This window comes from Bradyrhizobium sp. GW821-FHT13H06, assembly GCF_058803975.1.
Window position 1 is genome coordinate 789,979 of record NZ_JBXAPN010000003.1, and the last position, 24,371, is coordinate 814,349.

23 protein-coding genes are annotated in these 24,371 nt (G+C 65.0%); 13 read left to right on the forward strand and 10 right to left on the reverse strand.

Features of this window, described 5'->3' with window-relative positions:
- Positions 1 to 282: 282 nt before the first annotated feature.
- Complete coding sequence (locus tag AC1RQP_RS16070) at positions 283 to 1,539, reverse strand: aspartate kinase (RefSeq protein ID WP_492937669.1); 1,257 nt, start codon at positions 1,537 to 1,539, stop codon at positions 283 to 285.
- A gap of 153 nt (positions 1,540 to 1,692) precedes the next feature.
- On the opposite strand from AC1RQP_RS16070, the gene AC1RQP_RS16075 reads away from it, so the two are divergent.
- The 3 genes from AC1RQP_RS16075 to AC1RQP_RS16085 all read left to right on the forward strand — a co-directional run bounded on the left by AC1RQP_RS16075 (position 1,693) and on the right by AC1RQP_RS16085 (position 4,026).
- Entirely contained in the window at positions 1,693 to 2,160 is a 468-nt protein-coding gene (locus AC1RQP_RS16075; RefSeq protein WP_194390943.1) for a PH domain-containing protein, read from the forward strand.
- Between the two features lie 14 nt (positions 2,161 to 2,174).
- A complete protein-coding gene (gene ubiG / locus AC1RQP_RS16080; protein WP_492937670.1) occupies positions 2,175 to 2,942 on the forward strand; it encodes a bifunctional 2-polyprenyl-6-hydroxyphenol methylase/3-demethylubiquinol 3-O-methyltransferase UbiG in 768 nt (255 codons plus the stop codon).
- Positions 2,943 to 3,126: 184 nt separating this feature from the next.
- Positions 3,127 to 4,026, forward strand: coding sequence for an EamA family transporter (locus AC1RQP_RS16085; RefSeq protein WP_492937671.1), 900 nt, complete (start codon positions 3,127 to 3,129; stop codon positions 4,024 to 4,026).
- A gap of 117 nt (positions 4,027 to 4,143) precedes the next feature.
- Here AC1RQP_RS16085 and AC1RQP_RS16090 read toward each other — a convergent pair whose 3' ends face one another.
- From AC1RQP_RS16090 to AC1RQP_RS16105, 4 genes are read right to left on the reverse strand one after another with little or no spacing between them, the layout of a single operon-like run.
- Positions 4,144 to 4,623, reverse strand: coding sequence for a DUF1178 family protein (locus AC1RQP_RS16090; RefSeq protein WP_239620162.1), 480 nt, complete (start codon positions 4,621 to 4,623; stop codon positions 4,144 to 4,146).
- A complete protein-coding gene (locus AC1RQP_RS16095) occupies positions 4,620 to 5,498 on the reverse strand; it encodes a carbon-nitrogen hydrolase family protein (protein WP_492937672.1) in 879 nt (292 codons plus the stop codon). Before AC1RQP_RS16095 ends, AC1RQP_RS16090 begins: the two co-directional genes overlap by 4 nt.
- Entirely contained in the window at positions 5,495 to 5,770 is a 276-nt protein-coding gene (gene grxC / locus AC1RQP_RS16100) for a glutaredoxin 3 (protein WP_131872709.1), read from the reverse strand. Before grxC ends, AC1RQP_RS16095 begins: the two co-directional genes overlap by 4 nt.
- A gap of 35 nt (positions 5,771 to 5,805) precedes the next feature.
- Positions 5,806 to 6,615 (reverse strand): ComF family protein, encoded by an 810-nt coding sequence (locus tag AC1RQP_RS16105; protein ID WP_492937673.1) that lies wholly within the window; start codon positions 6,613 to 6,615, stop codon positions 5,806 to 5,808.
- Between the two features lie 144 nt (positions 6,616 to 6,759).
- Between AC1RQP_RS16105 and AC1RQP_RS16110 the strand changes: the two genes are divergently transcribed.
- Positions 6,760 to 7,608 (forward strand): methyltransferase domain-containing protein, encoded by an 849-nt coding sequence (locus tag AC1RQP_RS16110; protein ID WP_492937876.1) that lies wholly within the window; start codon positions 6,760 to 6,762, stop codon positions 7,606 to 7,608.
- 120 nt (positions 7,609 to 7,728) lie between these two features.
- Here the strand turns inward: AC1RQP_RS16110 and AC1RQP_RS16115 are convergent, their stop codons facing one another.
- The 3 genes from AC1RQP_RS16115 to AC1RQP_RS16125 form a co-directional block, all read right to left on the reverse strand.
- Positions 7,729 to 8,139, reverse strand: coding sequence for a (deoxy)nucleoside triphosphate pyrophosphohydrolase (locus AC1RQP_RS16115; protein ID WP_239620167.1), 411 nt, complete (start codon positions 8,137 to 8,139; stop codon positions 7,729 to 7,731).
- 4 nt (positions 8,140 to 8,143) lie between these two features.
- Positions 8,144 to 9,385 carry a bifunctional glutamate N-acetyltransferase/amino-acid acetyltransferase ArgJ gene (gene argJ, locus AC1RQP_RS16120; RefSeq protein ID WP_492937675.1) on the reverse strand — a complete coding sequence of 414 codons (1,242 nt, stop codon included), beginning with the start codon at positions 9,383 to 9,385 and terminating at the stop codon, positions 8,144 to 8,146.
- Between the two features lie 101 nt (positions 9,386 to 9,486).
- Entirely contained in the window at positions 9,487 to 10,425 is a 939-nt protein-coding gene (locus AC1RQP_RS16125; RefSeq protein WP_492937676.1) for a peptidylprolyl isomerase, read from the reverse strand.
- A gap of 352 nt (positions 10,426 to 10,777) precedes the next feature.
- Between AC1RQP_RS16125 and secA the strand changes: the two genes are divergently transcribed.
- Together secA and AC1RQP_RS16135 are read left to right on the forward strand one after the other, a co-directional pair.
- Positions 10,778 to 13,618 (forward strand): preprotein translocase subunit SecA, encoded by a 2,841-nt coding sequence (gene secA / locus AC1RQP_RS16130; RefSeq protein ID WP_239620173.1) that lies wholly within the window; start codon positions 10,778 to 10,780, stop codon positions 13,616 to 13,618.
- Between the two features lie 294 nt (positions 13,619 to 13,912).
- On the forward strand, positions 13,913 to 15,439 hold the full coding sequence (locus AC1RQP_RS16135; RefSeq protein WP_239620174.1) for a sensor histidine kinase: 1,527 nt from the start codon (positions 13,913 to 13,915) through the stop codon (positions 15,437 to 15,439).
- On the opposite strand, the gene AC1RQP_RS16140 is transcribed toward AC1RQP_RS16135, so the two are convergent.
- Both AC1RQP_RS16140 and AC1RQP_RS16145 read right to left on the reverse strand, forming a co-directional pair.
- The gene (locus AC1RQP_RS16140) at positions 15,390 to 15,920 is read right to left on the reverse strand and encodes a response regulator (protein ID WP_492937677.1); all 531 of its coding nucleotides are present in this window, start codon (positions 15,918 to 15,920) and stop codon (positions 15,390 to 15,392) included. The genes AC1RQP_RS16135 and AC1RQP_RS16140 overlap by 50 nt on opposite strands.
- Positions 15,921 to 15,961: 41 nt before the next feature.
- On the reverse strand, positions 15,962 to 16,405 hold the full coding sequence (locus AC1RQP_RS16145; protein WP_239620178.1) for a MarR family winged helix-turn-helix transcriptional regulator: 444 nt from the start codon (positions 16,403 to 16,405) through the stop codon (positions 15,962 to 15,964).
- 179 nt (positions 16,406 to 16,584) lie between these two features.
- On the opposite strand from AC1RQP_RS16145, the gene AC1RQP_RS16150 reads away from it, so the two are divergent.
- From AC1RQP_RS16150 to AC1RQP_RS16180, 7 genes are all read left to right on the forward strand, one after another.
- Complete coding sequence (locus tag AC1RQP_RS16150; RefSeq protein ID WP_492937678.1) at positions 16,585 to 17,769, forward strand: substrate-binding domain-containing protein; 1,185 nt, start codon at positions 16,585 to 16,587, stop codon at positions 17,767 to 17,769.
- 165 nt (positions 17,770 to 17,934) lie between these two features.
- Positions 17,935 to 19,449 carry an amidase gene (locus tag AC1RQP_RS16155; RefSeq protein WP_239620181.1) on the forward strand — a complete coding sequence of 505 codons (1,515 nt, stop codon included), beginning with the start codon at positions 17,935 to 17,937 and terminating at the stop codon, positions 19,447 to 19,449.
- 138 nt (positions 19,450 to 19,587) lie between these two features.
- The gene (locus tag AC1RQP_RS16160; RefSeq protein ID WP_194390956.1) at positions 19,588 to 20,445 is read left to right on the forward strand and encodes a branched-chain amino acid ABC transporter permease; all 858 of its coding nucleotides are present in this window, start codon (positions 19,588 to 19,590) and stop codon (positions 20,443 to 20,445) included.
- 4 nt (positions 20,446 to 20,449) lie between these two features.
- Positions 20,450 to 21,667: a substrate-binding protein gene (locus tag AC1RQP_RS16165; RefSeq protein WP_239620182.1), complete on the forward strand. Its 1,218-nt coding sequence runs from the start codon at positions 20,450 to 20,452 to the stop codon at positions 21,665 to 21,667.
- Positions 21,668 to 21,796: 129 nt separating this feature from the next.
- On the forward strand, positions 21,797 to 22,876 hold the full coding sequence (locus AC1RQP_RS16170; RefSeq protein WP_492937679.1) for a branched-chain amino acid ABC transporter permease: 1,080 nt from the start codon (positions 21,797 to 21,799) through the stop codon (positions 22,874 to 22,876).
- A complete protein-coding gene (locus AC1RQP_RS16175; RefSeq protein ID WP_028177470.1) occupies positions 22,863 to 23,597 on the forward strand; it encodes an ABC transporter ATP-binding protein in 735 nt (244 codons plus the stop codon). Before AC1RQP_RS16170 ends, AC1RQP_RS16175 begins: the two co-directional genes overlap by 14 nt.
- Positions 23,590 to 24,285 (forward strand): branched-chain amino acid ABC transporter ATP-binding protein, encoded by a 696-nt coding sequence (locus tag AC1RQP_RS16180; RefSeq protein ID WP_492937680.1) that lies wholly within the window; start codon positions 23,590 to 23,592, stop codon positions 24,283 to 24,285. Before AC1RQP_RS16175 ends, AC1RQP_RS16180 begins: the two co-directional genes overlap by 8 nt.
- The last annotated feature ends 86 nt before the right edge of the window (positions 24,286 to 24,371 follow it).

The window sequence follows — 24,371 nt, forward strand, 5'->3', positions numbered from 1 at the left end:
GCAGGCACAAGCCCAAAATCTACCTGAGATTCAGCGCTTGTACCGAATCAGCGCCGCCTGAACTGGGACACAGTCTGCGGCAGCCCACCCTGTTCGCCGTATAGCGAATTGAGGCTTGTTTTGCCAAGCAAAACGCCTGCCAAACGCGAAGGTGTGTACACCTTCGCGTTTGCTGCGACCGCTAAGAGAAAATTAGCCTAGGCATGGTCCGGAAAAGTGCGAAGCGGTTTTCCGGAAAGACCATGCTCCAACAACAATCTAAAGCGCGACGATGGTCGCGCTTTAGGCCTGATCGAGGCCGTAGAGCGTATGCAGGGTGCGCACCGCCAGCTCGGTATAGGCGGCATCGATCAGAACCGAGAATTTGATCTCGGAGGTTGTAATGGCCCGGATGTTGATGTTCCGCCCGGCGAGGGCCGAGAACGCCTGGGCGGCCACGCCGGCATGGCTGCGCATGCCGCTGCCGATCACCGAGATCTTGGCGACGTCGGTGGCGGTATCGAGCCGCGCATAGCCGATCTTCGCCTTGGCGGCGGTAATCGTATCCTTGGCGCGGGTATAGTCGGCGGCCGGCACCGTGAAGGTGAGGTCGGTGGTCTTGCCGTCCTCGGAGACGTTCTGCACGATCATGTCGACGTTGATGTTCGCATCCGCCAGCGGGCCGAAGATCGAGGCCGCGACGCCGGGCTTGTCCTCGATCTGGCGCACCGAGATCTGGGCCTCGTCCTTCGAAAAGGCGATGCCGGTGACGACGTGGCTTTCCATGATCTCCTCCTCGCTGCAGATCAGCGTGCCGGGCGGCTGGTTGGCATGCGGGTCGATATCCTCGGGCTTGTCGAAGCTCGAGCGGACGAAGATCGGCATGTTGTGGACCATGCCGAGTTCCACCGAGCGGACCTGGAGCACCTTGGCGCCCTGCGAGGCCAGTTCCAGCATGTCCTCGAACGCGATCTTGTCGAGCCTCTTGGCCTTCGGCACGATTCGCGGGTCGGTGGTGTAGACGCCGTCGACGTCGGTGTAGATGTCGCAGCGGTCCGCCTTGACGGCGGCGGCGATCGCCACGGCCGAGGTATCGGAGCCGCCGCGGCCGAGCGTGGTGATGCGGTTGGTCTCGGGGTTGATGCCCTGGAAGCCGGCGATGACCGCGACCTCCTTGCGCTCCTGGAAGCGCTTGATGATCTCGCTGCCGTGGATGTCCTCGATCCGGGCCGAGGCATGGGCGTCGCTGGTCTTGATCGGGATCTGCCAGCCCTGCCAGGAGCGGGCCTGAATGCCCATGCCCTGGAGCACGATGGCAAGAAGACCTGAGGTCACCTGTTCGCCCGAGGCGACCACGGCGTCGTATTCGCGCGCATCGTGCATCGGCGAGGCCTCGGTGCACCAGGCGACCAGCTCGTTGGTCTTGCCGGCCATGGCGGAGACGACCACGGCCACTTCATGGCCGGCATCGACCTCACGCTTCACATGGCGTGCGACGTTGCGGATACGTTCGATGTTGGCGACGGACGTGCCGCCGAATTTCATCACGAGGCGGCTCATGACGACGCGTGCATTCCTTCATAAGGATCAGTATGGTGACCCGCACTGGACGGGTGCCTCGCGGACACCGACGCGCGTATACATAGCGGCGGGGCCGGGGGCAAGCGGGTTCCTGCGGGGGCAGGACGTGGGGGAAGTGGGTTAACCGAGATCATGGCGCGCTATATCGACGAGATCCTGCAACCGGGCGAGCGGGTGCTGTATTCGACCAATGCGCACTGGATCTTCTACTTTCCGGCCATCGTGGCCTGGATCGTGGCGCTGGCCCTGTTCGTGCTGTCCCGGCAGGCCACCGCCGACTGGCTCGTCCTGCTTTGCCTGGTCGCCTCGGGTCTCGTGGCTCTGGCGGCCTTGTATTGGACCATCAAGGGCTGGTTCCATCGCTTCACCACCGAGACCGACGTCACCAATCTCAGGGTCGTGCACAAGACCGGTTTCATCAAGCGCCGAACCTTCGAGATGGCGCTGGACAAGGTCGAGAGCGTCGACGTCGACCAGTCCATTCTTGGACGTATTCTCAACTACGGCGACGTGACGATTCGCGGCGTCGGCGAGGGCATCGAGACGATCAGGACCATCGCTTCGCCGCTCGCCTTCCGTAGTTCGATCACCACGCGGTAGGACCGCGCGCAACCATGAGCATGCAGCAAAATATTTCCCTTTCCGCCCAGCCGGGCTCGACCGTCGACGCCGCCGAGATCGCGAAATTCTCAAAACTCTCCGCGGAGTGGTGGGACCCCAAGGGCAAGATGGCGCCGCTGCACCGGATCAACCCGCTGCGGCTCGGCTATATCCGCGACGCCGCCTGCCGCAAGTTCGAGCGCAACGTGCGCAGCCTCAATTGCCTCGGGTCCCTGCGCGTGCTCGACATCGGCTGCGGCGCCGGCCTGCTGTGCGAGCCGTTGTCGCGGCTGGGCGCACAGGTCATCGGCATCGATCCTTCCCAGAGCAACATCGCCGCGGCGAAGCTGCACGCCGACAAGAGCCATCTTGCGATCGACTATCGCTGCACCACGGTGGAGGAGATCGACCCGCGCGAGCGCTTCGACATCGTGCTGGCGATGGAGGTGGTCGAGCACGTCACCGATGTCGGCGTCTTCCTGAAGCGCTGCGCCTCGATGCTGAAGCCGAACGGCCTGATGGTGGTCTCGACGCTGAACCGCAACTGGAAGAGCTTCGCGCTCGCCATCGTCGGCGCCGAATACGTGCTGCGCTGGCTGCCGCGCGGCACCCACGAATGGAGCAAGTTCGTCACCCCCGACGAGCTCGCAAAACACCTGCTCGACAACCGCCTCGTCATCACCGAGCAGACCGGCGTGGTCTACAGCCCCTTCGCCGACAAATGGACCCTCTCGTCCGATATGGACGTGAACTACATGGTGGTGGCGGAAGCCATGGTGTGACGCGCGGGCCGGCGGTCTTCGCCAACCTTCTCCCTGGGGTTATGGGTCCCTGCGTTCGCAGAGACGACACCGAGTTTGTGGCGTGAGCATCGCACCCATGACGTCTGTGCGGTTGACCACGCTGACCTCAACTTGCAGGTTGGCCGCAATCATTTCCCGCTAACGCCTGTCCCACCCCACCCCGATGCTCACCATCGCCAGTCTCTGGATTCCCTTCACCATCATTGCCGCGCTCGGGCAGGTCGCGCGCAATGCGATGCAGCGGTCGTTGACGAAGCCGCTGGGGACCTGGGGCGCGACCAATATCCGCTTCCTGTTCGGCTTTCCATTCTCGGTGCTGTTCCTCGCCGTCGTGCTGCTCGCGACCGGCGATCATCTGAGTATGCCGCCGACCGTGTTCTGGCCGTGGCTGCTCCTCGGGGCGCTCAGCCAGATCGTCGCCACCGGCCTGATGCTGCTCGCGATGAACGACCGCTCCTTCGTGGTGACGACGGCTTACCTGAAGACCGAGGCGATACAGACCGCGATCTTCGGCTTCATCTTCCTCGGCGATCACCTCACCTGGCTCAAGGTGCTCGCGATCGTGATCGCGACCGTCGGCGTCGTCATCACTGCGCTGCGGCCGGGCGGCGAGAAGAGCTTTGCCGAACTGAAGCCGACCATCACCGGCCTCGTTGCCGCCGCGGCGTTCGCGCTGTCCGCGGTCGGTTTTCGCGGCGCGATCATCACGGTGCCCGACGTGTCGTTCGTGACGGCCTCCTCGTTCACGCTGGTGCTCGGCCTGTTCGTGCAGACGCTGGTGCTGACGATCTACCTGCTTCTACGTGCGCCGAAAGTGCTGCAGGGCATCCTCGCGATGTGGCGGCCGTCGATGCTCGCCGGCTTCACGGGCGCCTTCGCCTCGCAATTCTGGTTCCTGGCGTTCGCGCTGACGGCGGCTGCCAATGTCCGCACGCTCGCTTTGATTGAGGTGCTGTTCGCGCAGGCCGTGGCCTACTATTCGTTCAAGCAGCCGATCGCGCCGCGCGAGCTCGCAGGGATCGCGCTGATCGTGATCGGCGTGGCAGTGCTGGTGGGCGTGTAAGGCACCGTCATTCCGGGATGGTCCGAAGGACCAGACCCGGAATCTCGAGATTCTCAGGTGCGCAAGTGCGCACCAGAGTTCACGCTTCGCGTGCCCCGGAATGACGCGTTGCGCGCATCAATTCCGGTCTTCCGGGAGCGTCGGCAGCGGCGAGACCTCGATGCCTTCGTCGATCAGCGACTTCGCCTCTTCCGGCGAGGCCTCGCCATAGATCGGACGGTGCTCCTTGTCGCCGTAGTGCATGGCGCGAGCCTCGTTGGGAAAACGCTCGCCGACATTGTCGGCGTTCTTGACGATATGATCGCGCAGCTCCTTGAGCTTGGTGCGCAGCTCGCGCTCCTGCGCCATCAGCAGCGAGGTCGGTCCTGACGGCGCGGCTTCGGGCGTCGTGGCCGTGGCGACTGGCTCCGGCGTCGCGCGGCCACGGCTCTTCTTGCCGACGATGCGCGGCGCCATGATCGCCTTCTCGACCTTGGCCGAGCCGCAGATCGGGCAGGTCACGAGCTTCCGCTTCACCTGCGAATCATAGGCCGACGAGCTCTGGAACCAGCTCTCGAAGGCGTGGTCGCGGTCGCAGCGAAGGGCGTAGCGGATCATGCCGAGCCCCGCACGAGGTGCAAATGGTCCGGTCCCGCCTTGGAGTCGGAGACGCCGAAGCGGCGGCCATGCTGGAGCGAGGGAATCGCCCGGCGGGCGGTCTCGACCCTGGCCGGATCGATCTTCGCCATGATGATGCCGGGCTCGACGTCACCCTCGGCCAGAATCTCGCCCCAGGGATCGATGATCAGCGAATGGCCGTAAGTTTCGCGCTTGTTCTCGTGCAGGCCGGCCTGGGCCGCGGCGAAGACGAAGCAGCCGGTCTCGATCGCGCGTGCGCGCAGCAGCACGTGCCAATGCGCTTCGCCGGTCTTGCGGGTGAAGGCCGACGGCACCGTGATGAAATACGCGCCGCTCTCGGCGAGCGCGCGGTAGAGTGCCGGGAAGCGCACATCGTAGCAGATCGTCAGCCCGATGCGACCCCAGGGCAGATCGGAGATCACGGCGGTCTCGCCCGGCTGGTAATTGGCGGATTCGCGATAGCTCTCGCCGTCCGGCAGCTCGATGTCGAACATGTGGATCTTGTCGTAGCTCGCGAGCACATCGCCCTCGGGCCCGATCAGGAAGGAGCGGTTGACCGCCTTCTCCGGCGAGAAGCGCAGCGCCAGCGAGCCGACATGGAGATGAATCTTCAATTCCGCCGCGAGCGCGCGGTAGGCCTTCAGCGAAGCGTCGTCCTCTTCACTCTGCAGATGTTCGAACAATGCCTTGCGGTTCAGCTGCATCATGTTGCTGACTTCGGGCGTCTGCACGTAGTCGGCGCCGTTGGCCGCAGCCTGCCGGATCAGCTTCGTTGCCTGTTCGAGGCTCGGCTCGGGCATCAGGCCGGTGCGCATCTGCACCATGGCCGCGGTGAAGGTGCGATTCTCGCTCATGAGACCGCCTTGACGCTCTCGAGCATGCCGTCGAGCTTGCCGTCGCGGTCGAGCGCATAGAGCTCGTCGCAGCCGCCGACATGGGTGCCGCCGATCCAGATTTGCGGGAAAGTCGAACCTTGGCCGGCGCGGCCGTACATTTCCTGGCGCCAGGACGGGTTCTTGGCGACGTCGAATTCGGTGAAGGTCGCCTTCTTGCGGGTCAGCAGCGACTTGGCGGCGGAACAATAGCCGCAGCCCGGCCGGGTGTAGATCTCGACAGCAGCAGTCATTTCGTCCGGCGCTCTCATGTCATGAATTCATTGAACTATATGGGACGGGGGCCGCTTTCGACAACCCGGGCGAAGACCAGCACGTCGACCTGGGCCGCTTTGGCGCGCAGCAGGACCCGCGCGCAGGCATCCAGCGTCGCCCCCGACGTCAGGACATCGTCGATCAGGACAATGCGGCGGCCCTGAATCTCGGCCTGACGGTCGGGAGATACCTGGAATGCGCCCTGCACATTGGTGGCGCGCTGGGCACGCGACAGGCCGATCTGCTGCTCGGTCGGGCGTACCCGGCGGAGCACCTCGCCTCGGACCCTCACCCCGCTTTGCCGCTCGATGACACGCGCGAGCGCTCCGGACTGGTTGTAGCGCCGGCGCCAGGCTCGTCGCCAATGCAAGGGAACGGGTACCAGCATGTCGGCGTCCGCGAGCAACTCGCTGCCCGCGCGCGCCATCCACCGGCCCATGGCCGGCGCCAGATCGGTGCGGTCCTGGTATTTCAGCGCATGCACCAGCGTGCGCGCGACGTCGTCGTAACGCACCGCCGCCCGCGCGCGCTGGTAGGCCGGCGGGCTCGCGATCGCCTCCATCGACAGCATGTCGGGGCCCGGGTCATAAACGAAGGGAATGCCCAGCCGCGGACAGTAGGGTCGCTCGATGAACGACAGCCGCGCCCAGCACGAAGCACAAACGCCCTCGCCGTCGACCGGCTCGTGGCAGGATACGCATTGCGTCGGCAGGGCGATGTCGAGCGCGAGCCGTGCCGCGCGCGACGCCACGTGGCGGCCAGCCGCCCACGCGGCGCGGAAGGGTGCGGCGATCGAGCGGGTCGGGGCGGCGTCGGCTTCCATGAGACAAGGCTAGCGTTCCGCTTGCGAGGGCTCAAGCGGCCGAATTCGGTGTCGTGCCCCGGACGCAGCGCCCCTGGCGATGCGAAGCATCGTCCGGGACAGGAGAGCGTTGCCAGAACCGTGGTGATCAGCGTAACCAGCGGCATGGCTCAGACCCCGCAAACCCCGCCCGCCTTGTTCGATCGCGCCTTGCTGAACGCGCGGCAGCGGCGCGCACGGGCGCTGGGCGAGGTGACATTCCTGCTCGATCGCGTGGCCGAGGACATGTCCGACCGGCTGGCTGCGGTGATGCGCGAGTTTCACGCTCCGGCCGATCTCTGGACGCCCGGCGAGGGGCTCGCGGCGTTGCGCGCGAGGCTTCCGACAATCGCGCGGATTGCACCCGATGCGACGGGTGTGGAGACACTTCCCTTCGCGCCGGAAAGCCTCGATCTCGTCGTCTCGGCGCTGGCACTGCAATTCGTCAACGACCTGCCGGGTGTGCTTGCGCAGGTTCGCCGGGCGCTGAAGCCGGACGGCCTGCTGCTCGCCGCCATGATCGGCGGCGACAGCCTGACCGAGCTGCGCCAGGCCTTCGCCGCGGCGGAAGCCGAATGCGAGGGCGGCGTCTCGCCGCGGGTGGCGCCGTTCGCCGACTTGCGCGACGTCGGCGCGCTGTTGCAGCGGGCAGGCTTCGCGCTGCCGGTCACCGACGTCGACCGCGTCGTGGTGCGCTATGCCAATGCGTTCGCCTTGATGCAGGATCTCCGCCGCATGGGCGCGGCCAACGTGCTGATCGAACGACGGCGAACGCCGAGCCGGCGCGCGACGCTGCTGCGGATGGCGGAAATCTACGCCGAGCGCTTTGCCGATGCCGACGGCCGCATCCGTGCGACGTTCGACGTCATCTGGCTCTCCGGCTGGGCCCCGCATGCGAGCCAGCAGCAGCCGCTCAAGCCGGGATCGGCCAAGGCGAGTCTGGCGGAAGCGGTGAAGAAGGCGGGGGAGACGTAGGCGTTTCCGAACGTCATTCCGGGGCGATGCGCAGCATCGAACCCGGAATCTCGAGATTCCGGGTTCGCGCGTTGCGCGCCCCGGAATGACGAGCGAATAATCGACGCCGCCGTTACGACCTCACATCAGTAGATCGATCAGATGTGGGATCAGCGGAATGTCCGCCGGCGGCATCGGATAGTCGCGCAGCTTGTTGGCGCGGACCCAGGCGAGGTTTTGCCCTTCGCGCGGCGTTACCAGGCCCTCCCAGCGCCGGCAGATGTAGAGCGGCATCAGGAGGTGAAAGGTCTCGTAGCCGTAGCTGGCGAAAGTCAGCGGCGCGAGGCATGGCTCGGCGACGGTGATGCCGAGCTCCTCATGGAGCTCGCGGATCAGGCTCTGCTCCGGCCGCTCGCCCGGCTCGAGCTTGCCGCCCGGGAATTCCCAGAGGCCGGCCAGCTGCTTGCCCTCGGGACGTTGCGCGATCAGGACGCGCTTGTCGGCATCGACCAGCGCGCAGGCCACGACGAGGGTGAGCTTCAGTTCGGCCATCCGGTCAGGACCTGTAATCCCCGTTGATCGCGACGTATTCCTTGGTGAGGTCGCAGGTCAGCACGCGGTCGCGGCCCTTGCCGAGGCCGAGCGCGACCTTGATCGCGATCTCCGGCGCCTTCATCGCTTCCGATACCTGCGCTTCGTCATAGTCAGGATCGCGCGCGCCGCTCTTGGCGACGCGGATGCCGTTGAAAGAGATCGAGAGCTTGTCGCGATCGGCCGGCTCGCCGGCCTTGCCGACCGCCATCACCACGCGGCCCCAATTAGCGTCTTCGCCCGCGATCGCGGTCTTCACCAGCGGCGAGTTGGCGATCGACATCGCGATCTTGCGCGCCGAGGCCTTGGTCTTGGCGCCCTCGACCGTGATCTCGACCAGCTTGCGCGCGCCCTCGCCGTCACGCGCCACCTGCTCGGCGAGGTTGGCAAGCACCTGGTTGAAGGCTTTGACGAAGGCCTTCAGGCGCGGATCGCTGGCGCGGCTGATCTTCGGTGCGCCGTGCCCGGCGGCGGCGCCGGTCGCAAAAGCCAGCAGCGTGTCCGACGTCGACGTATCGCCGTCGATCGTCACCGCATTGAAAGTGTCCTCCACGCCGCTCTTGAGCAGCGCCTGCAGCGCTGCCGGCGCGATCGGGGCGTCGGTGAAGATGAACGACAGCATCGTCGCCATGTCGGGGGCGATCATGCCGGCGCCCTTGGCCATGCCGTTGATGGTGACCCTGGCCTTGCCGAGCTTGACCGTCGCGGTCGCGACCTTCGGAAAGGTGTCGGTGGTCATGATCGCCTTGGCCGCGGCGAGGTAGTCGCCGGGCTCGGCGGTCTCGGCGAGGCGGCCGAGCACGCCGTCGAACTTGGTCGCATCCAGCGGCTCGCCGATCACGCCGGTCGAGGCGAGGAAGATCTCGCCCTCGCTGCAGCCGACCGCCTTGGCGGCGATCTTCGCGGTCAGCGCGGTGGAGGCGCGGCCGGTCTTGCCGGTGAAGGCATTGGCATTGCCGGAATTGACCACGAGCGCGCGGGCCTTGCCGCCCTTCAGCTTGGCGCGGCACCATTCCACGGGCGCGGAGGGGCACTTCGATTTGGTGAAGACGCCGGCGACGGCGGTGCCCTTGTCCATCACCGCCAGCAGCACGTCGGTGCGGTTCTTGTAGCGGATGCCGGCTTCGGCCGTCGCAAGACGGATGCCCGCGATCACGGGCATGTCGGGAACGGTTTTGGGGGCGAGGGGAGAGACGGCAGAGGACATCGTGGGGCGCCTTGGTGGGTCTGGACATGCAGATGGCCGGGGGATGCCCGGCCATTGCGATGCTTAGATACTCTCGGCGTCAGCGAAGTGACAGCGAATTCTTACTTCTTCGCCGGCGGCGCCATCTTGCTGTCGGACGGCTTGGCAGTGTCGGCGGGCTTGGCGTCCTTGGACGCATCCGCCGCCGGCTGGTCGAGCCGCTCGACCTTGGCTTCGGCGCGCAGCTTGGCGACATACTCGGCCTGAGCCTTGCGGGTCACGTACTGCTCGATCTGGGCCTTGACCTGCTCGAAATCGGGCGCCTTGCGGTTGCGCTTTTCCTCGACCTTGATGATGTGCCAGCCGAACTGCGACTTCACGGGGTCGGAGATCTTGCCGGGCTCGAGCGAGAACGCCACGGCCGAGAACTCCGGCACCATCTGCTCCTTGGTGAAGAAGCCGAGGTCGCCGCCATCGGCGGAGCCCGGGTCCTTGGACTTCTTCTTGGCGAGCTCGGCGAAATCGGCGCCCTTGTCGAGCTCGGCCTTCACCGCCTTGGCCTCGTCCTCGGTCTCGACCAGGATGTGGCGGGCGCGCACCTCCTGCTCGCCGGTGATCTGCTTGGCGGCTTCCTCGTAGACCTTCTTCATGGCGTCCGGCGTGGTGGCGGCCTTGCCCTCATTGGCGAGCAGGCTGTCCATCAGGAGCCGGTTGCGGGCGAATGCCAGGCGCTTCTTGAACTCCTCGCTGTCGGCGATCTTCTTGTCTTCGGCAGCCTTGCTGACGATCTTCATGTCGATGAGGAAGGACAGGACATTCTCGTCCTTGGTCGCCGGGTCCATCTGGGCGAGGCTCGGCCCGAGTTCCTCCTCGGCCATGGTGACGTCGCTCTTCTTGATTTCCGCGCCATTGACCTTCGCCAGCACCGGATCGTCGGCGGCCCGGAGCGGGCCCGCGAACGCCAGGGACAGCGCCAAGCAGGCTGTCAAGCCGAGGCTGCCAGCCAGGGCCGACGCATGCCGGAAGCGCTGGCCGGTGGTTACCGGGAACGAGGTGGTCATGGAAAATCCTTATGTTGAAGCAGGGGGCTGCTCGAGCGGGGCGGACACTCGCCCAATTCAGGGGGGCTTGGCAACGCGAAAAGTCTGTCAAAATGATGAATTAGCCGCAATGCGCCCGCCGTTGACAAGGCCCTGACCGGGCCATATCTCTGCCCGGTCGCGACCATGGCGATGGCGTTTATTTTGCTGCGTTTTTGGCCGTTGAACCCAGAGTTGCCCAATTCCCACCCATATGGCGGATGAACCCGCAGTCCGGGCTCAGATGCCGCGAGGCGTCACGGTGAGTTGATAGGCAGGCGGGTGACAACTTCTTGGCTGCAACGCGGTTAAATCGCGAACACAGGAACTAGGCATGATCGGCGCGCTCGCCCGCAAGTTTTTCGGCTCCGCCAACGACCGGCGGGTGAAGGGATATCAGTCCCGCGTCAACGCGATCAACGCGCTGGAGCCCGAAGTCTCCAAGCTGTCCGACGAGGCGCTGAAAGCGCGCACCGCCGAGTTCAAGAAGCAGCTCGCCGAAGGCAAGACGCTCGACGATCTCCTGGTGCCGGCCTTCGCCACCGTGCGCGAGGCGGCCAAGCGCACGCTCGGCCAGCGTCATTTCGACGTCCAGCTGATCGGCGGCATGGTGCTGCACGAGGGCGACATCGCCGAGATGAAGACCGGCGAAGGCAAGACGCTGGTCGCAACGCTCGCGGTCTACCTCAATGCGCTCGCCGGCAAGGGCGTCCATGTCGTCACCGTCAACGACTACCTCGCCCGCCGCGACTCCGGCTGGATGGGCCAGATCTACGGCTTCCTCGGCATGACCACCGGCGTGATCGTGCACGGCCTCGACGATGCCGAGCGCAAGGCGGCCTATGCCTGCGACATCACCTACGGCACCAACAACGAATACGGCTTCGACTACTTGCGCGACAACATGAAGTACCGGCTCGAGGACATGGTCCAGCGCCCGCACTTCTTCGCCATCGTCGACGAGGTCGACTCCATCCTGATCGACGAGGCGCGCACGCCGCTGATCATCTCCGGTCCGCTCGACGACCGCTCGGATTTCTACAACACCATCGACGGCTTCCTGCCCAGGCTCGACAAGACCGATTACGATGTCGACGAGAAGCAGCGCACGGTGACGCTGACCGAAGCCGGCATGGAGAAGATCGAGACCCTGCTGCGCGATGCGGGTCAGCTCAAGGGCGAGTCGCTCTACGACGTCGAGAACGTCTCCGTCGTGCACCACATCAACCAGGCGCTGCGCGCCCACACCCTATTCACCCGCGACAAGGACTACATCGTCCGCGACAACGAGGTCGTCATCATCGACGAGTTCACCGGCCGCATGATGCCGGGCCGCCGCTATTCGGAAGGCCTGCACCAGGCGCTGGAGGCCAAGGAGCACGTCCAGGTCCAGCCCGAGAACCAGACGCTCGCCTCGATCACCTTCCAGAACTACTTCCGCATGTACGAGAAGCTGGCGGGCATGACCGGCACGGCCGCGACCGAAGCGGACGAATTGTTCGACATCTACAAGCTCGAGGTCGTGGAGATCCCGACCAATCTGGCGGTCGCGCGCCTCGACGAGGACGACGAGGTCTATCGTACCCAGCAGGAGAAATACGCAGCCATTCTTGCCGAGATCGAGCGCGCCAATTCGCGGCTCCAGCCTGTGCTGGTCGGCACGGCGTCGATTGAGAAATCGGAGGTGCTTGCCGAGTTCCTGAAGAAGAACGGCTACAAGCAGATCGATTTCGGCAAGGAGGGCGCGCTCGACAAGCTCTATGCCGCGGCCCGCGCCGGCAAGCAGGCGAAGCTGTTCGCGGTGCTGAACGCGCGCTTCCACGAGCAGGAGGCCTATATCGTCGCGGAAGCCGGCGTGCCCGGCGCGATCACGATCGCCACCAACATGGCCGGCCGCGGCACCGACATCAAGCTCGGCGGCTCGCTGGAGATGCGCATCCAGCAGGAGACCGCTGCTATCACCGACGAGGCCGAGAAGGCGAAGAAGATCGAGCAGATCAAGGCCGACATCGAGCGCTTCCGCGAAATCGTGCTGAAGGCCGAAGAAACCGTCGAGATCGAGCCGGCGAAGGGGTCCAAGCCCGCCAAGACCGTGAAGAAGCCCGGCGGCCTCTACATCATCGGCTCCGAGCGCCACGAATCCCGCCGTATCGACAATCAGCTGCGCGGCCGTTCCGGCCGTCAGGGCGATCCCGGCCGTTCGAAATTCTTCCTGTCGCTCGAAGACGACCTGATGCGGATCTTCGGCTCGGACCGTCTCGACAGCATGCTCCAGCGTCTCGGCCTGCAAGAGGGCGAGGCCATCATCCATCCCTGGATCAACAAGGCCCTGGAGAAGGCGCAGCAGAAGGTCGAGGCGCGCAACTTCGACATCCGCAAGAACCTCCTCAAGTTCGACAACGTCCAGAACGACCAGCGCAAGGTGATCTTCGATCAGCGCGTCGAGCTGATGAAGGACGAGAGCGTCGCCGAGACCGTCACCGACATGCGTCACGCCTTCATCGACGACCTCGTCGCCAAGCACGTGCCCGAGCATGCTTATGCCGAGCAGTGGGACGTCGCGGGTCTGAAGGAGGAACTGAAGCGCGTGCTCGATCTCGACCTGCCGGTCGACGAATGGGCGAAGGAAGAAGGCATCGCCGACGAGGAGCTGCTGAACCGCATCGAGACCAAGGCCGACGAGCACATGGCGGCCAAGGTCGGGCAATGGGGTCCCGACGTGATGCGTTACGTCGAGAAGACCATCCTGCTCCAGACCCTCGACCATCTCTGGCGCGAGCACCTGATCATGCTCGACCATCTGCGCCAGGTCATTGGCCTGCGCGGCTACGGCCAGCGCGATCCGTTGCAGGAATACAAGACCGAAGCCTTCAATCTCTTCCAGGAGATGAGCGCTCACTTGCGCGAGGCGGTCACGGCGCAGCTGATGCGGGTCGAGATCGTCCCGCCGGAGCAGGAAGCTCCTGTCCTGCCGCCGATGGAGGCGCACAAGTTCGACCCGAATACCGGCGAAGACGAAATGGCGCTTGCCAGCGTCACCCTCGGCGCCCCGGCCACGGATGCGTCGCTACGGGATCCGAAGAACCCAGCCAGCTGGGGCAAGATCGGCCGCAACGAGGACTGCCCGTGCGGCTCAGGCAAGAAGTACAAGCACTGCCACGGCAGATATGCCTAGCCCCGGGCATCGGCCGGGCTCCCGGCCGGCCCGCCTTGGTTCCATCGCTGCTGCGGCGTCAGTGTCGTAGACACTAGCGGAACCCTCTGTAGCAAATGCTGTTGTCATGCCGTGACCTTGCGGGGACGTGCGCTCGTCTCGCAAGCAAGGACAACGTCGTCCGCCGCTGCCTGACCAGTTTCGACGATCGGAATTCAAGTCGGGACGGCTCAACGTGGGGAGGCCGCCACAACGCCGGCGATGATGCGACGTCGCTCGATAATGGCTGCGCTGGCCCGGGGGTGAGACCGTTTCATGAGTTCCGCAGACAATCTCCCGCCGTCCAGAACCGAAATCCTTGAGGCGCACGATCTTGAAAACCTTGCCGTTGAGGCGGGCTTCGATGAACTGACGTCGTTCACGGCGGCTCTGTGCGAGGTGCCAATCTGTCTCGTCAGCGTGGTCGGCGACACGATGCAGCGCTTCGTGGCCAGACACGGCCTCGACGTTTCCGAAACGCCGCGCGAATCCTCGTTCTGTGCGCACGCCATGCTGGGCTCCGACCTGATGGTCGTGCCTGATGCGACCCGGGATCCGAGGTTCGCCGAAAATCCCCTGGTGACGGGAGACCCGTTCATCAGGTTCTATGCCGGCGCGCCGCTCGTGACGGAGGACGGCTTTCCGCTCGGCTCGCTCTGTGTCATCGATCGCGTGCCCAGGCCGGGCCTTACGCCGCTGCAGCAGCAGGGCCTCCGCGTCATGGCCTCCCAAGTCATCGGCGCGATGGGGCACCGCAAGAAGACCAGAATCCAGCAGGCCAGCGAGGCCGTCGCAAAGCAGGCGCTGTCGGAGACCGAGCAGAAATTTCGCATCTTGGCTGACACCATGCCCCAGATGGTGTGGTCGACGCTGCCCGACGGCCACCACGATTACTACAATGCCAGGTGGTACGAATTCACGGGCGTGCCGGAAGGCTCCACCGACGGTGAGGGCTGGAACGGGATGTTCCACCCCGACGATCAGGACAAGGCCTGGGAGCGCTGGCGGCATTCGCTGAGAACCGGCGAGCCCTACGAGATCGAATACCGTTTGAGGAATGCCGACGGCAATTATCGCTGGACCCTCGGACGCGCCCTGCCAATTCGCGACGGCGAAGGCAACATCACCCGCTGGTTCGGGACCTGCACCGACATCCACGAACAGAAGCTGCTGATGGAGCAGCGCGAGATGATCAGCCAGGAGCTGAGCCATCGCATCAAGAACATCTTCTCCGTGATCAACGGGCTGATCGGCCTGTCGACGCGCACGCATCCGGAGCTCAAGCGTCTGGCGGACGAGCTGCGTTCGCGCATCATGTCGCTCGGCAAGGCGCACGACTTCGTACGTCCGCACAGCGCCCGATCGCAGCCGACCTCGACACAGGCGACCCTCAAGGGCCTCATGGAGCAACTTCTGTCGGCCTATCAGTCGGAGGCGCAGCGGGTTGCGATCACGGGCGGCGATTTCCGCATCGACGACCGCTCCGCAACGCCCTTGGCGCTGTCGTTCCACGAGCTGGCGACCAACGCCGCCAAGTACGGCGCGCTCTCGACGCTGGAAGGACGCGTCGCCATCGACATCAGCGAGGCGGACGAGGATGTCGTCATTGCGTGGACGGAAAGCGGCGGTCCGCAAGTCGAGGCGGCGCCGGCCGTGGAAGGCTTCGGCTCCAGGCTGATCGCGTTGAGCATGTCCAACCAGCTGGGCGGGGCGATCTCTTACGCCTGGAAACCGGAAGGGCTCCGGGCCGTGGCTACGATTCCAAAGGCCTCGATGAGCCGGCCGCTGCCGCAAAGAACGTGACGTCGGGGGAACGGGGCTGAGCCGCCTGGCCGGCGGCGTGATGAACTGCGGTCAGGATCGCATCATCGCTGAAAGGCTTGCGGATGAATCCAATGGCGGTCTCCGCCCGGGGCGCGATCTGTGCGGGATTTGCAGTGACGTAGACGATCTTGGTCCCGTATGTGCGCGACAGGTCGAGTGCGATCTGCGGCCCGGTCGATCCGTCGCGCAGATTGACATCCACCAGCGCGATCTGCGCCTTGGGCCCCGCTTCCAGCGCCTCCTTGCGATCCGCAGCGATCGCAGCGACGCGATAGCCCGCGTCTTCCAGGATCCGGGCAATGTCGCTGGCGACGAAGATTTCGTCTTCGACGATCAATACTGAGCGTGTCATTCGCGAGCCGTGGGTGGCCTCAAAAAGACGGGACCGGCTCGGTGGATTTTGTTCCTCACGGCCGTACGCGCCGGGATCAACCGTCAGTTCCGCTTTTTGTTCCGCCAAGCCGCATGGCCCGATCGGCTTTCACCCGGCGCAGCCGAGCCTCAGTTCGAGCTGTCGATCAGGCTCTCCAGTAGTCGCTTGAGCTCGCTCGTCGACTTGTCGCCGTAGCTTTCCAGGATGTGCTCCTCCTGGTCCACCGCGAGCGAGTTGAGCTTCCTGCACAGCACCTTGCCGCGGTCGGAGATGAACATCAGGACCTTGCGGCGGTCGTTCGGGTCCTGAACGCGATAGACCAGCGTGTCGGAGACCATGCGGTCGATCATCTTGGTCAATGTCGGATGGTTGAGCAGCACCGCATCCGCAAGCTCTCCCATCGAGTGGCCGTTGCCATCCGACAGCACTTTCAGGATGCGCCATTGCTCGACGGGAACGCCTTCCTTGCTCAACCGCAGTTCGAGCTGCCGGTTGATTTCCCGGTTGGCTTGCGCGAGCAGGTAGGCGAGGTGTTCGGTGATCGGGGAGTTTTCTTTCGGCGGTTTTGCCACGGCTAAGACTTCGTCTTGACCCAGATGAGTGAATGTCTTGCAATCAATGCTGCATCTATATGCACTTCAATTCTTGAACATTCAATATTTTCAAAATAGGATCATTGCCCAACAAAAGGGCGGAAGCCGCGGCCGCCTGATCAATGTGCTTTCAGGTCTGGTCCCAGACAGGAGTTGGCGTGCGCGCGACGGTGAACTTCCCGGCTCACGGCAGACCGGCGTTGCCGCCGTCCCTGCTGTTCAGGAATTTGTCGTCATCGGTGGCGGATTTCGACCTGTCCCCGGTCGATGCGCATTTCATGAAGCGGCGCGGCGCGCGCAACAAGCTGCGCATCGGCAATTTTCTCACCTTCACCGGCTCGCCGGGGATCTGGGGCCCGAGCTCCACCAACAGCGCGATGCTGGCGGTGGCCGAGATCAACAAGCGCGGTGGCATTCTGGGCCGCGAGCTGGAGCTGTCGATCTACGACTCCGGCGGCCCGATCGAAGACGTGGTTCGCCGCGCCGAGCAGGCGATCGCCTTCGACGAGGTCGACCTCATCATGGGCTCGCATATCAGCGCCGTCCGCGTCGCGCTGCGCAAGGTCACCGGCGACCGCATCCCCTATATCTACACCCCGGTCTATGAAGGCGGCGAGCGCACGCCGGGGGTCATGGCGATCGGCGAGACGCCGCGCTGGCAGAGCCGGCCCTCGATCCATTGGCTCGCGGAGGTCAAGAAGGCGGCGCGCTGGTACCTGATCGGCAGCGATTACGTCTGGCCCTGGCAGTCGCATCGCGCGGTGAAGCGCTACATCAAGGAGGCGGGCGGCCAGGTCGTCGGCGAGGAGTTCGTTCCGGTCGGCGAGGACAATCACGAGCCGCATCTGGCGCGCATCCGCGCCGCCAGGCCGGACGTGGTGCTGATCTCCCTGATCGGCACCGACAGCATCACCTTCAACCGCGCCTTCGCCGAAGCGGGCCTTGCCACCTCGACGCTGCGCCTCGGGGGCGCGATGGACGAGACCGTGCTGCTCGGCATCGGCGCCGACAACACCGAGAATCTGTTCTGCGCCTCCGGCTATTTCAACTGCATGGCTTCACGCGCCAACGACGAGTTCCTCAGCGGATACGAGGCCATGTTCGGCGCCAATGCGCCGCCGGTCGGCTCCGTCGGCCAGTCGAACTATGAAGGGTTGCGCTTCCTGGAGTCCGTAGCCAACCGCGCCGGCTCGCTGGCGTTTCGTCCGCTCCTGAAAGCCGCGCGCAACACCGTCTACTCGGCCGGCCGCGGACCCGTGACTCTTCGCGACGGCCGCGCCGAGATGCCGATGTACTTCGCTGAAGCCGACGGTCTCGACTTCAGGATCATCAAGACGTTCTGAATGCGGCCGCCGATACGTCGCAGCCGTCTCGCGAAATAATACTTGAAAAGGAAAATATTTCCGTCTGTAGTATCGCCGCGAAGCCGGATTGGCCCGCGCCGTGCAGGCGCGGGCGGAAGGCTTCCGTTCAACGCCAGGAAACAAGAAGCCTTCAAGGAGAGCGCCGTGACAGTTGTCCTTCCCACGCCCGACCAACTTCGCAGCGTCGCCGAGCAGTGCGGCCTTTCGCTGACCGACGACGACGTCGCCTCGTTCCGCGGCCTGATGCAGGGCTCGATCGAGGCCTACAATCTCGTTGCCACGATGCCGGACGAGGTGCCTGAGGTGAAGTACCCGCGCACGCCGGGTTACCGGCCCTCGGCCGAGGAGAACCCGCGCAACGCCTGGTATCGCAAGTCGACCGTGAAGGGCGCAGCCAGCGGCAAGCTGAAGGGCAAGACCGTCGCCCTGAAGGACAACATCATGCTGGCCGGCGTTCCCATGACCAACGGGTCGTCGACGCTGGAAGGCTATGTGCCCGATTTCGACGCCACCATCGTCACGCGCATGCTGGATGCCGGCGCCGAGATCAAGGGCAAGGTGCATTGCGAGCATTTCTGCCTGTCCGGCGGCAGCCACACCGGATCCTACGGGCCGGTGCACAATCCGCACAAGATGGGCTACTCGGCCGGCGGCTCGTCGTCGGGCTCGGGCGTCGTGGTCGCCCTCGGCGAGGTGGACATGGCGATCGGCGGCGATCAGGGCGGCTCGATCCGGATGCCGTCCTCGTTCTGCGGCATCTACGGCATGAAGCCGACCTGGGGCCTCGTGCCCTATACCGGGATCATGCCGATCGAGATCTATGTCGACCATACCGGCCCGATGACCGCGACGGTCGCCGACAACGCGCTGCTGCTCGAAGTGCTCGCCGGCGACGACGGCTACGATCCTCGCATCAAGGCTCCGAAGGTCGAGGAATACACCAAGGCGCTCGGTCAGGGCGTCAAGGGCATGAAGATCGGCATCGTCAAGGAAGGTTTCGAGCAGCCGGGCGCGGAGGCTGCGGTGAATGAAGGCGTGCGCGAGGCAGCAAAGCGTTTCAAGGATCTCGGCGCCACCGTCGAGACCGTCTCGATCCCGATGCACCTCCTGGGTGGCGCGATCTGGACCCCGATCGGCACCGAAGGCCTGACCCAGACCATGATGTTCGGCGACGGCTACGGCCTCAGCCGCGGCGACCTCTATTCGACCTCGCTGATGGATTTCCACCGTGGCTGGCGCCGGCAGGCCGACTCGCTGTCGGAGACCACGAAGTTGTTCATGATGCTCGGCACCTACATCAACAACAATTTCGGTCCACGCTTCTACGGCAAGGCGCTCAACATCTCGCGCCGGCTGACCGCGGCCTACGACAAGGCGTTCAGGGATTACGATCTCCTGCTGATGCCGACCACGCCGATGAAGGCGACCAAGCTGCCGGAGCCAAATGCAAGCCGCGAGGAGTACGTCGCCCGCGCGCTCGAGATGATCTCCAACACCGCGCCGTTCGACATCACGCATCATCCCGCGATGTCGCTGCCCTGCGGCATGGTCGACGGCCTGCCCGTCGGCCTGATGCTGGTCGGCCGCATGTTCGAGGAATCCACGATCTACCGCGCCGCCCATGCCTTCGAGCAGATCGGCGACTGGAAGAAGATGTGAACGAGGTGTTGATGCAGGTGGGCGGAACGCCAGATCGTTTTCGCGCGAACTGGACCCCGGTTCGCGTCAGGAAAACGCGTCAAAACCGAATTCTAGAGGCCCGTTCCGATTCCATCGGAACGGGAAAGGCTCCGGCGCATGGCTAATGCGTTCGTCGCGACGTTCGAGATCCTGAGCTTCGGGGCGATCATCGTTCTGATCGTGCTGGGGCTCGGGATCATCGCCAGCATGATGGGCATCTTCAACTTCGCGCAAGGCGAGTTCGTCCTGCTCGGCGCCTACATCACCTATCTCGCCTATGCCAGGGGCCTGCCGATCTGGGCCGGCATGGTCGCGGCGCCCTTCGTCGTCGGCGCGCTCGGCTTCGTGCTGGAAGCGCTGATCATCCGCCGCTTCTACGCCGCACCCATCGTCGCCATGCTCGGCACCTATGCGCTCGGCCTGATCATCCGCGAATCCGTGCGCGGGCTGATCGGCGGCTTCTATCTCACCGTGCCCGAGCCGATCGGCGGCTCGATCGACATCGGCGCCATGCACATCTCGGCCTGGCGCTTCACCATCATCGTCATCACGCTCCTGGTGATGGCCGGCTGTTACCTGCTGCTCTCGCGCACCAGCTTCGGCCTGCGCATGCGCGCCACGCTGGAGAACCCGTCGCTGGCGCGCGCCTCCGGCATCTCCACGCCCTTGATGTACGGCGCCACCTTCGCGTTCGGCTCCGCGCTCGCCGGGCTTGCCGGCGCGCTGATCGTGCCGGTGTTCAGCCTCTACGCCGATCTCGGGCTGCGCTTCCTGATCCAGGGCTTTGTCGCGGTCATGGTCGGCGGCGTCGGCTCCTTCATCGGCCCGGTCGCCGGCGCCGGCGTCATCGGCACGCTCAGTGCCGCTCTGCCCTGGGTGATGGCGCCCGTCGTCGCCGATGTGCTCGTCTTCGTGCTCGCCATTGTCTTCATCAAATTCCGCCCGCAGGGCCTCATCGCTGGAAAAGGGGTTTAATCACATGCTCGATCGTACTCAGCTCACGCGGCGTCGTTTCCTCTCCAATTTCGCTTTTGCGTCCGGCGCGGTCGCAACCGGTGTCGGCAGCTGGGTGATCCCGGCGCCCTGGGCCAATGCGGCGGAAGGCCCGATCAAGGTCGGCATCGCCACCGACCTCACCGGCCCGATCGCCTATGCCGGCAACGCCGACGCCAACGTCGCCAAGATGGTGATCAAGGAGATCAACGCGGCCGGCGGCCTGCTCGGCCGTCCGCTCGAGCTCTACATCGAGGACACCGCGTCCAACGAATCCGTCGCCGTCGGCAACGTGCGAAAGCTGATCCAGCGCGACAAGGTCGACATGGTGCTCGGCGGCATCACGTCCTCGATGCGCAACGCGATCAAGGATCCGATCGTCGCCCGCGGCAAGACGCTCTACATCTATCCGCAGCTCTACGAAGGCAAGGAGTGCACGCCCTACCTGTTCTGCACCGGCCCGACGCCGGCGCAGCAGTGCGACGAGTTCATTCCCTGGCTGATCAAGAACGGCGGCAAGAAGTTCGCGCTGCCCAGCGCCAACTATGTCTGGCCGCACACGCTCAACGTCTACGCCCGCAAGGTGATCGAAGCCAACGGCGGCGAGGTCGTGTTCGAGGAATATTACCCGCTCGACCAGGTCGACTTCTCCTCGACGGTCAACCGCATCATCTCCAACAAGGTCGACGTCGTCTTCAACACCGTCATCCCGCCGGGCGTCGGTCCGTTCTTCAAGCAGCTCTATGAAGCGGGCTTCCTCAAGAGCGGCGGGCGGCTCGCCTGCGTCTACTATGACGAGAACACGCTCAACATCAACCAGGCCGCGGAGATCGAAGGCCTCGCAAGCTGCCTCGACTATTTCAAGGTGCTGACCAAGGAAAACCCGTTCGACGCCAAGATCCAGGCCGCCTACGAGAAGGATTTCCCCGGCAACTTCCTGTTCGCCGCCGGCAGCGCCGCCACCGGCACCTATCGCGGCCTGAAGCTGTGGGAGGCTGCCGTCAAGGAAGCCGGCAAGATCGATCGCGAGTCGGTCGCCGCCGCGCTCGACCACGCCAAGATCGCGGAAGGTCCGGGCGGGCCCGCCGAGATGGTGCCGGGCAAGCGGCACTGCAAGATGAAGATGTACACCGCGGTCGCCAAGGGTGGGAACTACGAGATCGTCGCCCGCAGCAACGGCCTCGTCGATCCCAAGGAATGCTGACGTCAAATGCCGGGTCATCGTCAGTTTGGCTTGCATCTGTGCCAGCCGAGAGGCTCTCTCTTCACCTCTCCCCGTTGGGGAGAGGTGACACACGACCAGGCGGACTGATCCCACGATGTCGAATTCGAAATGCTGAAGTCCATGGGTGCGGCTAAACAGGCTGTCCACGCCAACGTTGGCAGCGAAGCGGACGTTCCGGGGGCCAAGAGCGCATCGTCAGGGCGGAAGATCCTGCCGATCGTGGAGGGCGTCGTGCTGGTTGCAGCGCTGCTCGCGCCGCTGGTGCTGCAGGACTATCTCACGGTGTTCGCGACGCGGGTGATCATCCTGGCGCTGTTCGCGCTGTCGTTTGACCTGGTCTGGGGCTATGCCGGCATCATGAGCTTCGGCCAGGCCCTGTTCTTCGGCTCGGCCGGCTACGGCGTCGCGCTGCTCGCGCGCGACCTCGACATCACCAACATCCTCCTGGTGCTGCCGGCGGGGACCATCATCGGACTCACCTTCGCGCTCCTGCTCGGCGGCTTCCTGCTGCTGGGACGGCATCCCTCGAGCGTGATCTTCGTGTCGCTGGGCACGCTCACCGGCTCCTACGCCGCCGATCGCCTGGCCCGCGGCTGGTATTATCTCGGCGGCCAGAACGGCATCCCCTCGATCGCGCCGATGTCGCTCGGCGGCTACGAGTTCACGGAAGGCCCGGCCTTCTACTATCTGGTGCTCGGCATCCTCGTCGTCGTCTACCTGCTCTGCCGCTTCCTGGTACGTTCGCAGTTCGGCCTGGCGCTCGCGGGCCTGCGCGAAAACGAGCAGCGCATCGCTTTCTTCGGCTACAAGGTGCAGCACCTGAAAGCCATCATCTTCACCATCGGCGGCGCCATTGCGGGCCTTGCCGGCAGCCTCTACGCCTTCCACGAGGGCTTCGTCTGGCCCAACATGGTCGGCGTCGTGGTCTCGACCCAGGTCGTGCTCTACGTGCTGTTCGGCGGCTCCGGCACGCTGATCGGTGCCGTCATCGGCACTGTCATCGTCGAGGGCGTCAGCTTCTGGCTGTCGGACAATTATCGTGACGTCTGGCCGATCATCCTGGGCCTCTTGCTGCTGCTCGTGATCCTGTTCCGGCCGCTCGGCCTGATCAGCTTCGTGCTCGGCGAGCGCGAGCGGGTCGGCAGCTTCGGTTCGAAGCCAAAGGAGAAGCGCAATGCCGCTCCTTGAGGCCGCCGGCATCAAGAAGGTCTTCGGCAAGCTCACTGCGCTCGACGGCGCGGCGCTCACCGTCGGCGAGAACGAGTTTCACGGCCTGATCGGCCCGAACGGCTCCGGCAAGAGCACGCTGATGAAGTGCATCGCCGGCGCCGAGGTGCCGACGCAGGGCAAGGTCTCCTTCGTCAACACCGACATCACCGCGTTCACGCCGACCGAGCGGGCGCGGGCCGGCATGAGCCTGAAATTCCAGATCACCAGCGTGCTGCCGACGCTGACGCTCTACGACAACATCCTGCTCGCGCTGCAGGCGCAGTGCTCGCTGCTCGACCTCGTGTTCTCGCGCACGCGCGGTCTCCTGCACGACCAGGTCATGACCATGCTGACGCAGTTCCGCCTCGCCGACCGCGCCTTCGATGCGGCCGCCGCGCTGTCGCACGGCCAGCAGCAATGGCTGGAGATCGCGATGGCGCTCGCCGGCAAGCCGAAGCTGTTGCTGCTCGACGAGCCCACCGGCGGCATGAGCCTGGAGGAGCGCCGCGTCACCGGCGAATTGCTGCAGCCGATCAAGCAGCATTGCTCGCTCGTCATCGTCGAGCACGACCTCGATTTCATCCGCGACATCTGCGATCGCCTCACCGTGCTCGACCAGGGCAAGGTGCTGGCGTCGGGCACGGTGTCCGAGATCCAGGCCAACAAGGCCGTCCAGGAGATCTATCTGCGCCGTGCCTGAATTTTTGGACATCAAGCATCTCGACGCCGGCTATGGCCGCAGCCAGGTCCTGTTCGACGTCAGCCTCGGCATTCCCTGGCGCGGCGGCGTCGCCGTGCTCGGCCGCAACGGCGCCGGCAAGACCACGCTGATGAAGACCATCGTCGGCGAGCTGCCGGCGTGGAAGGGCGAGGTCGCCTTCGACGGCCGCGACATCAGCCGCCGCGCCACCCAGGAGCGCGTCCGCGCCGGCATCGGCTACGTCCCGCAGGAGCATTCGGTGTTCGCGCGCCTGTCGGTGCGCGACAATCTCGCGGTCGGCTCGCTCGCGAGCAAGAAGGCCGACGCCGTCGATCACGTGCTGACCATCTTCCCAAAGCTCGGCCAGCGGCTCGACCAGCCCGCCGGCACCCTCTCCGGCGGCGAGCGCAAGATGCTCGCCATCGGCCGCGCCATGCTGGGTGATCCCAAGCTATTGCTGCTGGACGAGCCGACCGAAGGCGTCTGGATCGGCGTGATCGAGGAGATCACCGAACGCCTGATCGATCTCGCCAAGGATATCGCCGTCATCATCGTCGAGCAGCACCTCGACCTGGCGCTGCGCGTCGCCGACTACGCCTACGTGCTCGACCGCGGCAGGGTTGCGCTGCAGGGCGAGGCGGGCGAGGTCAGGGACAATCCGGAGCTGATGCGGTATCTGGCGCCGTAGGGATGCTCGTGAAGCGCGCCGAACCCACACCGACCACAGCTTTCATCCTCCGCGAAAGCGAGGCATCCGGTATGGTGCTCCGTCTC